Source organism: uncultured Enorma sp. (assembly GCA_905210055.1).
In the GTDB taxonomy this organism is placed as follows: Bacteria; Actinomycetota; Coriobacteriia; order Coriobacteriales; family Coriobacteriaceae; genus Enorma.
The window spans coordinates 1-9,550 of sequence record CAJLVH010000065.1; the positions used below are offsets into that span (position 1 = coordinate 1).

At 63.5% G+C, this 9,550-nt stretch carries 11 protein-coding genes; all 11 read right to left on the reverse strand.

Annotation, left to right across the window (positions count from 1 at the left end; genetic code table 11):
* Positions 1-1,064 (reverse strand): LCP family protein (locus QZ079_RS05470; RefSeq protein ID WP_297036090.1); only part of this gene is annotated, 1,064 nt, incomplete at its 3' end.
* Positions 1,065-1,075: 11 nt separating this feature from the next.
* The gene (gene murA, locus QZ079_RS05475; RefSeq protein WP_297036094.1) at positions 1,076-2,359 is read right to left on the reverse strand and encodes a UDP-N-acetylglucosamine 1-carboxyvinyltransferase; all 1,284 of its coding nucleotides are present in this window, start codon (positions 2,357-2,359) and stop codon (positions 1,076-1,078) included.
* An 85-nt stretch (positions 2,360-2,444) separates the two neighbouring features.
* Positions 2,445-2,837: an ATP synthase F1 subunit epsilon gene (gene atpC, locus QZ079_RS05480; protein WP_297036098.1), complete on the reverse strand. Its 393-nt coding sequence runs from the start codon at positions 2,835-2,837 to the stop codon at positions 2,445-2,447.
* Positions 2,838-2,839: 2 nt separating this feature from the next.
* The gene (gene atpD, locus QZ079_RS05485; protein ID WP_291289225.1) at positions 2,840-4,297 is read right to left on the reverse strand and encodes a F0F1 ATP synthase subunit beta; all 1,458 of its coding nucleotides are present in this window, start codon (positions 4,295-4,297) and stop codon (positions 2,840-2,842) included.
* On the reverse strand, positions 4,294-5,205 hold the full coding sequence (gene atpG, locus QZ079_RS05490) for an ATP synthase F1 subunit gamma (RefSeq protein WP_297036101.1): 912 nt from the start codon (positions 5,203-5,205) through the stop codon (positions 4,294-4,296). Before atpG ends, atpD begins: the two co-directional genes overlap by 4 nt.
* A gap of 4 nt (positions 5,206-5,209) precedes the next feature.
* Positions 5,210-6,832: a F0F1 ATP synthase subunit alpha gene (gene atpA, locus QZ079_RS05495; protein WP_297036104.1), complete on the reverse strand. Its 1,623-nt coding sequence runs from the start codon at positions 6,830-6,832 to the stop codon at positions 5,210-5,212.
* On the reverse strand, positions 6,825-7,319 hold the full coding sequence (locus QZ079_RS05500; RefSeq protein ID WP_297036107.1) for a FoF1 ATP synthase subunit delta: 495 nt from the start codon (positions 7,317-7,319) through the stop codon (positions 6,825-6,827). Before QZ079_RS05500 ends, atpA begins: the two co-directional genes overlap by 8 nt.
* On the reverse strand, positions 7,309-7,911 hold the full coding sequence (atpF, locus tag QZ079_RS05505; protein ID WP_291290585.1) for a F0F1 ATP synthase subunit B: 603 nt from the start codon (positions 7,909-7,911) through the stop codon (positions 7,309-7,311). The genes QZ079_RS05500 and atpF overlap by 11 nt, the downstream gene beginning before the upstream one ends.
* A gap of 33 nt (positions 7,912-7,944) precedes the next feature.
* On the reverse strand, positions 7,945-8,136 hold the full coding sequence (locus QZ079_RS05510) for an ATPase (RefSeq protein WP_291289230.1): 192 nt from the start codon (positions 8,134-8,136) through the stop codon (positions 7,945-7,947).
* A gap of 93 nt (positions 8,137-8,229) precedes the next feature.
* Positions 8,230-9,030 carry a F0F1 ATP synthase subunit A gene (atpB, locus tag QZ079_RS05515; RefSeq protein ID WP_297036112.1) on the reverse strand — a complete coding sequence of 267 codons (801 nt, stop codon included), beginning with the start codon at positions 9,028-9,030 and terminating at the stop codon, positions 8,230-8,232.
* Between the two features lie 40 nt (positions 9,031-9,070).
* Complete coding sequence (locus tag QZ079_RS05520) at positions 9,071-9,373, reverse strand: hypothetical protein (protein ID WP_291289232.1); 303 nt, start codon at positions 9,371-9,373, stop codon at positions 9,071-9,073.
* Positions 9,374-9,550 lie beyond the last annotated feature (177 nt).

The window sequence follows — 9,550 nt, forward strand, 5'->3', positions numbered from 1 at the left end:
GGGCCTTGCGGGTCCTCGCCGGCATCTACGCGCTCCATCATCTCGGCAAGCTTGTCCTCGTACACGAAAACATAGCTCTGCCCATCGATGTAGGTGTCTTCACCCGCCCACGAGGGAATGTTCGCCGAATACATAGAGTCGGTATCCATGCCGCGCATGGCGCTCACGAGCGATAAGATTTCGTCCACCGAAAGCGAGGTGTGCACCATGTCGGCAAGCGAGTCGAGAATCGCCGGAATGGTGCCGATATCGAGATTGTTCAAGATCTTATCGGCAAGGGCGCCGAGCACCATGCGCTGGTGGCGCATGCGCGTGTAATCGCCGTCGGCGAAGAGGTAGCGCGAGCGCGCGAATGCGAGCGCGTGCTCGCCGTCGAGATGCTGCTGGCCAGCGGGAACGTCGACATCGAGATGCGAGTCTCCCTCCACGGCGTCGCCCTCGGGAATGTAGAGATCGATACCGCCCACCGCGTCGATGAGCTTCTCCATGCCCTGGAAGTTGATCTCGGCATATTCGGAAATCTCGACACCGCACAGCTCGTTCACGGCCTCGACCATCTCCTCGGCGCCGTTGCCGTCGTCGTTCTGGCCATAGGTGAAGACCGCGTTGATCTTCATGGTGCTGCCCTGGTACTCCACCTTGGTATCACGTGGGATGGAGATGAGGGTGACCTGTTGCGTCGTGGCGTCGATGCGCGCCAAGATGATGGAGTCCGTGCGATAGGTGTCCTCGCCGGGGCGACCGTCGGTGCCCAGCAGCAGCATGTAGAACGGCTCGCGCGTCACGTCGGAATCGACGAGCACGGCACGCAGCTCGTCGGTGATGATCCCCGCATCGTTCAGGCGTGCGACGATGCTGTTGAACCACAGCGCGGCAGCGGTGCCGGCGGTCACCAGCATAAGCAGCAACGTACAAACGAGGCTGCGGCGAATGATCTTGCCCCGGCGGCGCTTCCGCGCACGCTCAGAATAGCGCGCGACGTTCTTACGGCTATAGATGCGGCTCGCGGTGTTCGAAGACGTCCGCCTCGACTGCTGAACCGCCCGCTTATGGCGGACTCCCATGCTCTACCTACCTAATCGTCCTCGGGATCGGGTACCGAGAGGCTCTCCACCCTCGCGCCCAGCCCGGTGAGCTTGTCCACGAAACGCTCGTACCCACGGCGAATATGGTGCGTTGCGGAAACGTCCGTCTCTCCGTCTGCAACAAGACCGGCGAGCACGAGCGCGGCGCCACCACGAAGATCGGGGGACACCACCTCCGCACCCGAGAGGCGCTCGACGCCATGTATGATGGCGTGATGACTCTCGATGCGGATATTCGCCCCCATGCGCACGAGCTCGGAGGCGAACATGAAGCGATTCTCGAAGATGTTCTCCGTGATGACCGAAACGCCGTCGGCAAGGGCGGAAAGCGCCATGATCTGCGCCTGCATATCGGTCGGGAAACCGGGGAACGGAAGCGTTTGGATATCGGCAGGGCGCGGACGTTCGATGCGCCAGGCGCGCACGCCGCCGTCGATGCGCTCATAGCGAAGACCCATGAGCTCGAGTTTCTTGAACACCATGCCCAGGTGAAGTGGATTGAAGCCCACCACATCGACGCCGGCGTCGTCGGCAGCAAGCGCAGCCGCCACCACGAACGTGCCGGCCTCGATGCGATCGCCGATCACGCGGTGCTCCACGGGGTGCAGCTCCTCGACGCCCTCGATCGTGACGACCGGCGTGCCGGCACCCTGGATCTTGGCACCCATCTCGTTGAGCATGTTCGCCAAATCGACGATCTCGGGCTCACGCGCCGCGTTGTCGATGACGGTCGTGCCGCGGGCGCGAACCGCCGCCATGATGAGGTTCTCCGTCGCGCCGACGCTGGCGAACTCAAGCGAGACCATAGCACCGGTGAGACCGTTGCGCGCGTCGGCGTGAATGTAGCCGTGGTCGGTATCGAAGCTCACGCCGAGCGCCTCGAGCCCCAGGATATGCATGTCGATCTTGCGGGCACCCAGGTTGCAGCCGCCTGGCATGGCGATCTTCGCCCGGCCGAAGCGCCCGAGCAAAGGCCCCATGACTGCCGTGGAGGCGCGCATCTTGGCTACAAGCTCGTACGGAGCTTCCCAGCTATCCGCAGCGGAAGTATCGATGCGCAGCGTATGCTCGTCGAGCACGTCGATGGTGGCGCCCAGGCCCTTGAGCACCTTACCCATCACGTGAACATCGGAGATGTTCGGAACGTTGGTGAGGGTCGTGACACCCGAAGCGAGCAGCGTCGCCGCCATGAGCTTCAGGGCGGAGTTCTTCGCTCCCGAAGCCTCGACCGTTCCCTTGAGGGCATGTCCGCCATGTACGCGGATGATGTTCACGTAGCCACCCTTTCAAAACCATGCCCGGGCGAATCAATCGCTCCGGGCATGATGCGTTCGTGATCGCTGGTGTTCGAGCGGCGTGCTAGTTCGCGCTCAACAGCTTGCACCATGCGATTTCATTATAAAGATAGGCGCGCCGTGCATCATCTGCCGACAAATTACCCAATTGTTCTTCAAATCCCTGTAGACGCTCGCGCACCTCGTCCGCGTTCACCGAAGCCATGTCCTCGGCGCGCTCGGCGAGGATGACGGCCTCGTCACCCGTGATCTCCGCATAGCCGCCATCCACAGCAAACGTATGGGTTACGCTGCCCATTTGCGCGTCGCACACGCGAACGTAGCCTGCCGTGACCGAGCAGATCTCGCTCGCATGGCGCGGCGCGACACCCAGCTCACCGTCGGCTGTGGGGAGCGCGACGAACGCCGCCTCGCCCTCATAGGCATAATGTTCCGGACACACGATGCGCACATGCATGGCTACTCGCTCGCCTTCATCTTCTCAGCGCGCTCGCGCACGTCGTCGATGGTGCCGGCATAGCGGAACGCTTGCTCCGGAATGTCGTCGCACTCGCCGTCGACGATCGCGGCGAAGCTGCGCACCGTGTCCTCGACGCGAATGTACACGCCGGGGTTGCCGGTGAACTTCTCGGCCACGTGGAAGGACTGCGAGAGGAACTGCTGCAGCTTGCGCGCACGGTCGACCGTGAGGCGCTGCTCTTCGGAGAGCTCGTCCATACCAAGGATCGCGATGATGTCCTGGAGGTCGGAGTATTCCTGCAGGATCTCCTGCACCTTCACCGCCACGCGGTAGTGCTCCTCGCCCACAATGGTGGGATCGAGCGCGTCCGAGGACGAAGCCAGCGGGTCGATGGCCGGGTACAGGCCGAGCGCCGCGATGGAGCGCGAAAGCACCGTCTGCGCATCGAGGTGAGTGAACGTCGTGGCGGGCGCGGGGTCCGTAAGGTCGTCCGCCGGGACGTAAACAGCCTGCACCGAGGTGATGGAGCCGGTCTTGGTGGACGTGATGCGCTCCTGCAGGTCGCCCATCTCGGTCGCGAGGGTGGGCTGGTAGCCTACGGCCGAGGGCATGCGGCCGAGAAGCGCCGAGACCTCGGAGCCGGCCTGCGAGAAGCGGAAGATGTTATCGATGAACAGCAGCACGTCCTGACCGCGGTCGCGGAAGTACTCCGCCGCGGTGAGGCCGGCGAGGCCCACGCGCAGGCGTGCTCCCGGGGGCTCGTTCATCTGACCGTAGACGAGGCACGTCTTGTCGATGACGCCGGATTCCGTCATCTCGAGGTAGAGATCCGTGCCCTCACGCGTGCGCTCGCCCACGCCCGTGAAGACCGAAGTGCCGTTATGCTCCTGAGCGAGATTGTTGATGAGTTCCTGGATGAGCACGGTCTTGCCCACGCCGGCGCCGCCGAACAGTCCCGTCTTACCGCCGCGGATATAGGGCTCGAGCAGGTCGACGGCCTTGATACCGGTTTCGAAAATCTCGGTCTGCGTGGTGAGCTCGTCGAAATGCGGCGCAGGATGATGGATGGGGTAGTAGTCCTCCACCTCGGGCATGGGCTTGCCGTCGACGGGCTGGCCGAGCACGTTCCAGATGCGGCCGAGGGTCTCCGGACCTACGGGCATCTTCATGGGCTCGCCGGTGTCCACCGCGGTGAGGCCGCGCTGGAGGCCGTCCGTCGAGGTCATGGCGACGCAGCGGGCGATGCCGCCAGGCTGCTGGCTCTCGACCTCGAGAATCGTGCTCACATGGCCCATCGGGGTATCGGCCTCGACGGTCAGGGCGTTGTAGATACCGGGCACCGCCGCGGGGAATTGCACGTCCACCACGGCGCCGATGATGCGCACGATGCGGCCGGTTCCAGCGGTGCGTGCGTGCCCGGCCTCCTCGATGGCCGTCTTCATGCTCGGATCAATCATTGCTGTTCCTCCAATGCTGAGGCACCGCCCACGATCTCATTGATCTCGGTGGTGATGGATGCCTGGCGCACGCGGTTGTACGTGCGCGTCAAGGTGGCGACGATCGCCGTGGCGTTCTCAGTCGCCGAATGCATGGCCTTGCGGCGCGCACCCTGCTCGGCGGCTGCCGAGTCGATGAGCGCCTGATGGATGACGGTCAGGATGTAACTCGGGACGAGCTCGCCCAGAACGCGCTCCGCAGAGGGGACGAATTTGAACGCGGACGACACGCGCACAGGGCCTTCGCTCTCGTTTTTGCGCGGGCCGTGCGCCATCGCGACGGCGTTCGGATCGAGCGGCAGCAGGGTCTCGCAGCGAAGCTCCTGGTCAACACGATTCTTCGCATGGTGGTAAACGACGACCACGCGATCGAGCTCGCCTGCCGCGTAGGCGCGGCACACGTAGCTCGAGATCATGCGCGCCTCTTCGAGACTCGGGTCTGCCGAGGTGCCCTCGAAGTGCATCGCAAGCGCAGCGTGATTGCGGAAGTACTCGCTCGGCTTGCGCCCACAGGTGATGACCTGCGCCTTGGCGCCCGCCCGCTCCCATTCGCCCATGATGCGCTCCGCGGCGCGCTCGACGCCCACGTTGAAGCCGCCGGCGAGCCCGCGGTCAGAGGCGATCGCGATCACCAGGCCATTGCGTACTGCCTCGCGCCGCTTAAGCATGGGGTTGTCACCCGCCGCCTGCACGTCTTGCGCGACGGTGAGCATAACATCGGTGAGCGCTGCCTTGTAGGGCTCAGACTGCACCGAGCGGTCGAGCGCACGGCGAATCTTCGCCGTGGAGACCATCTCCATGGTGCGGGTAATCTGCTTGGTGCTCTGCACCGAGGAGATGCGCTTCCGAATGTCGCGAAGGTTCGCCATGGGGCTACTGCTCCTCGTTCTCTGCCGTCGCCTCCGCAGCGTCCGCGGAGGACGCCTCGGCGTTGCGGGAAAGGTACTGCGTCTTGAAATCGACGAGCGCGTGGTCGAGCGAGCTCTTGAGGGATCCCTCGATCTTCTCCGTGCGCAGGCGGCGAAGCAGCGGCGCGTAGGAATTGCGCATGACCTCGAGCAGCTCATCGCGGAACGGGAGCACTTGCGCGACGGGCAGGTCGTCGAGATAGCCCTCGTTGCCAGCGTAGAGAGCAACCGTCTGTTCGGCCACGTCGAACGGCTTGAAGCGAGGCTGCTTCAGAAGCTCCGTCATACGCGAGCCGTGCGTGAGCTGCTTCTGGGTGGTTGCGTCGAGGTCGGAACCGAACTGCGCGAAATCTTGCAGCTCCTGGTACGAAGCGAGGTCGAGGCGCAGGTTGCCGGCGACCTGCTTCATGGCCTTCGTCTGCGCAGCGCCGCCAACACGCGACACCGAGATGCCTACGTCGACTGCCGGGCGCTGACCCTGGAAGAAGAGGTCGCTCTGCAGGTAGATCTGACCATCGGTGATGGAGATGACGTTCGTGGGGATGTAGGCCGACACGTCGCCGTCCTGCGTTTCGATGAGCGGAAGCGCCGTAAGCGAGCCGGAGCCCTTCTCCTCGGAGAGCTTGCAGGCGCGCTCGAGCAAGCGGGAATGCAGGTAGAAGATGTCGCCGGGATACGCCTCGCGTCCGGGCGGGCGGCGTAGCGTGAGCGACATCTGACGATACGCCACGGCGTGCTTCGACAGATCGTCGTAGATGATGAGCACGTGGCCGCCAGGGTTCTCGGCACTTGCGGGCTTGCCGTCCTTGCCGTTGTACATGAAGAACTCGCCGATGGCGGCACCCGCCATGGGGGCGATGTACTGGAGCGGAGCGGAATCGGCCGCGGTAGCCGAAACGATGACCGTGTAGTCGAGCGCGTGGTGCTTCGAGAGCGTCTCGCGGATGCTCGCCACCGTCGAGGCTTTCTGACCGATGGCGACGTAGATGCAGATGATGCCCTTGCCGCGCTGGTTCAGAATGGCGTCGATGGCGATGGCGGTCTTGCCCGTCTTGCGGTCGCCGATGATGAGCTCACGCTGGCCGCGACCGATGGGGATCATGGAGTCGATGGCAAGGAGACCTGTCTGGAGCGGCTCGCACACCGGGGTGCGGTCGATAACGCCGGGTGCCTTGAACTCGATGGGACGACGATGCGAGGTGCGGATATCGCCCAGGCCGTCGATGGGCTGGCCGAGCGGGTTCACCACGCGGCCGAGCATGCTCCGGCCAACGGGGATATCCATGATGCGGCCGGTCGTGCGGCACTCATCGCCCTCGGCGATGGTGTCGACGTCGCCGAAGAGCACGGCGCCGACCTCATCGCGCTCGAGGTTCTGGGCGAGGCCGAAGACGGTTCCACCCGTTTCGGGGCTCTTGAACTCGAGAAGCTCGCCTGCCATGGCGTTGCGCAAGCCGGCGACACGTGCGATACCGTCACCGACCTCGTCGACATGGGAGACCTCCTGCGTGTCGACGGTCGCGGAGAGCGTATCGAGCCGCTCGGCAAGGGCGCGCGCGATGGTTTGCGCGTCAATCTTCTCAGACATGGGTAGCGTCACCTCCCTGAGGTGCGTGCGTTAGGTGTACGGAAGCGAGCGTGTCGCGCGCCGCGCGCAGCTGCGTCTTGACCGAGATATCGCGGCGCTGTCCGCGCGCCTCGAACACGATACCGCCGATGATGGAGGGATCGACGTTCTCGATGAGGAAGACCTTCTTGCCGAAGTCCTTCTCGTAGCGCTCCTTGATCTGGGCGCGGAGCTCATCGTCGAGCGGCACGGCGGTCGTCACCGTGAGGCCAAGGATATCGTCGTCCTCCTCGGTCATCGTCCGGTACAGCTCGGCGATGCGCGGAAGCAGGTCGAGCTGGTCGCGCTCAACGAGTGCTTTCAGCACCTCGAGCAGCTCAGGCGTCATGCTCGCAAGCGCCTCGAGCTGCTTCAGATCCTGGAAGACGCGGCCTTCCGTCTTCCCCGCCTCGAGCAGGGAGCGGGCGTACGTCTCGAGGACCTTCATCTCCCGGCGGCTAGTTGGCATTCAGGCTACCCGCTTCCTTGATATAGTTCTCGATGAGCCGGCGCTGCTCGCCGTCCTCATCGAGCGACTTCTCGACGATCTTCGAGGCGACGGAGACCGACAGGTCGGCGATGGAAGCGGCGGCGTTGGCATAGAGCGCGTGACGCTCATCCTCGGCCGTGCGCTTCGCCTTGGCGATGATGCCCTCGGCCTCGGTGTGCGCCGCGGCGATGATACGCTGGCGCTCCGCCTCGGCGTCCTGGCGGGCGGCGAGGACGATATCCGCAGCCTGACGACGCGCGTCGGTGAGCATATCGTCGGATGCCTTGCGAGCCTCGAGAGCCTTCTGCTTAGTGCGATCGGCTTCCTCGAGGCTGTCGGCGATGCGGCGCTCGCGCTCGTCCATCATGGCGAGCACCTTCGGCCACACGAGCTTCGCCATCACCACAAGGATGATGAGGAACGCGATGAGCGCCGGGATGAACTCGGCCATCTTGGGGATGAGGATGTCAACGCCTCCAGCCGATTCCTCCGCAAACGCCGATGCAGGGGCAGCGAGTGCCGCGAGCGCAGTCACGGCCACGGTGCCGGCAACGCGATGGGTGAACTTCATAGTGTGCTCCTTATGCCACACGATGCGGCGTCTCTAGGAGATGAGCGTCACGACGAAGCCGATGAGGCCGAGCGCCTCGGCGAAGGCCGAAGCAAGGATGAAGACCGTGAACGCACGGCCCTGGATCTCGGGCTGGCGAGCCATGGCGCTCGTGGCGCCGAAGGCGGCGAGACCGATGGCAAGAGCTGCACCGATAACACCGAGACCGTAACCGATAACTCCCACAATTCCTCCTTTTACGTGCGCTTTCGCGCGATGTAACCTATCCTTTGGGCGGGCAGGCCGCCAAGGAACCAAAATGTTCGGGCACGTGCGTGCCTAGTGTTCGTCGGCCTCCGCAATCTGGATGTAGACGGCCGTGAGAATGGTGAAGACGTACGCCTGCACGAAAGCGACGATCATCTCGACCACGTAGATGATGAGCAGGATGGCAAGCCATGCCACACTCGGCAGCGCAGTCACCGCGTTCATGGCGGTGAGCTGCTCGAGCAGCGGCTCGGTGAAGAGCGCCGCCATGAGGGCGAACGAGCCCATGACGATATGTCCTGCGAACATGTTGCAGAACAAACGGATGGCCAACGTGATGGGGCGCAGGATGAGCGAGAAGACCTCGATGACCCACACGAACACGTTCATGGGGAACATGACGCCCGCCGGCGCAAGGCTCTTCCAGTAGCCGAAGAAACCGTGCTTCTGGCAGCCGCGGTACACGAAGTACACGAACGAGCAGAGCGCGAGCGCGGCCGTGCAGCCAATGGCGCCCGTTCCCGGCTTCATGCCCGGGATGAGGCCGATCACGTTATTGATGAAGATGAACATGAAAAGCGTGAGCAGGAAGGGGAAATGGCGGCGCCATTGCTCTCCCACCACACCCTTCGCCACGTCGTTCGTAACGTAGTCGATAACGTATTCGACGCCGTTCACGAACAGGCCGTGCGGCACGAGCGTGAGCCGCTTCACAAAGACGGCCATGATGAGGCAGAACACGGCAGCTGCAACGAGCAGCCAGAACGAGTACTGCGTGAGGCCGGCGTTGAGATCACCCGCCACGGGAGCAGATGAGAACTCGGCAACGAGCTCGTTAATCGCCTCGGGCAACTTGGAAAACACGTCTCCCAACGGTGCCACCCTTTCTATCTACCGGTCGAGCCGGATCCCGCTAGCCGTTCCCCTTGAGGATCGCCAAGAGCGAAAGCCCGAGCATCCCCAGGAAGAACCCTACGAGTTCGCCCACGGCAAACGGCACGAGCGCCGGACGAGCCAGCACGTATGCCGCAAGCACGCCGACGAGCAACACCGCGAACGACGCGAAGATTCCGATGAACCCGAGCGTCATGTCGGCGTCGCGCGTACGACGCAGCACAGGAAGGACGGCCGCGAGCAGCGGCGCGAATGCAAGCACGCCGACGACGAAGCCGATCGCGATACTCGGAAACGATCGTGCAAGGTCGAATTCGAGCATAGCCCTCCCCCTGCAACCGCCAAGCCCTTGCGGCACGCGTCGATTGCATGGGCATTGAGCGATAATTATAGACACCTGACGCGGCATTACAAGTATTATATGGTGGTTTGGTGTTGCCCCGCTGTTCGTTTTTTCGATAGTAAATAGCTGGGATTTTAATCGATTTATCCAATTGGG

What these genes read in the sequence shown, in the direction of transcription:
- atpC (WP_297036098.1), bottom strand. Translation starts at nt 2,837, where the DNA reads ATGCATGTGCGCATCGTGTGTCCGGAACATTATGCCTATGAGGGCGAG.
- atpD (WP_291289225.1), bottom strand. Translation starts at nt 4,297, where the DNA reads ATGATTGATCCGAGCATGAAGACGGCCATCGAGGAGGCCGGGCACGCA.
- atpG (WP_297036101.1), bottom strand. Translation starts at nt 5,205, where the DNA reads ATGGCGAACCTTCGCGACATTCGGAAGCGCATCTCCTCGGTGCAGAGC.
- atpA (WP_297036104.1), bottom strand. Translation starts at nt 6,832, where the DNA reads ATGTCTGAGAAGATTGACGCGCAAACCATCGCGCGCGCCCTTGCCGAG.
- QZ079_RS05500 (WP_297036107.1), bottom strand. Translation starts at nt 7,319, where the DNA reads ATGCCAACTAGCCGCCGGGAGATGAAGGTCCTCGAGACGTACGCCCGC.
- atpF (WP_291290585.1), bottom strand. Translation starts at nt 7,911, where the DNA reads ATGAAGTTCACCCATCGCGTTGCCGGCACCGTGGCCGTGACTGCGCTC.
- QZ079_RS05520 (WP_291289232.1), bottom strand. Translation starts at nt 9,373, where the DNA reads ATGCTCGAATTCGACCTTGCACGATCGTTTCCGAGTATCGCGATCGGC.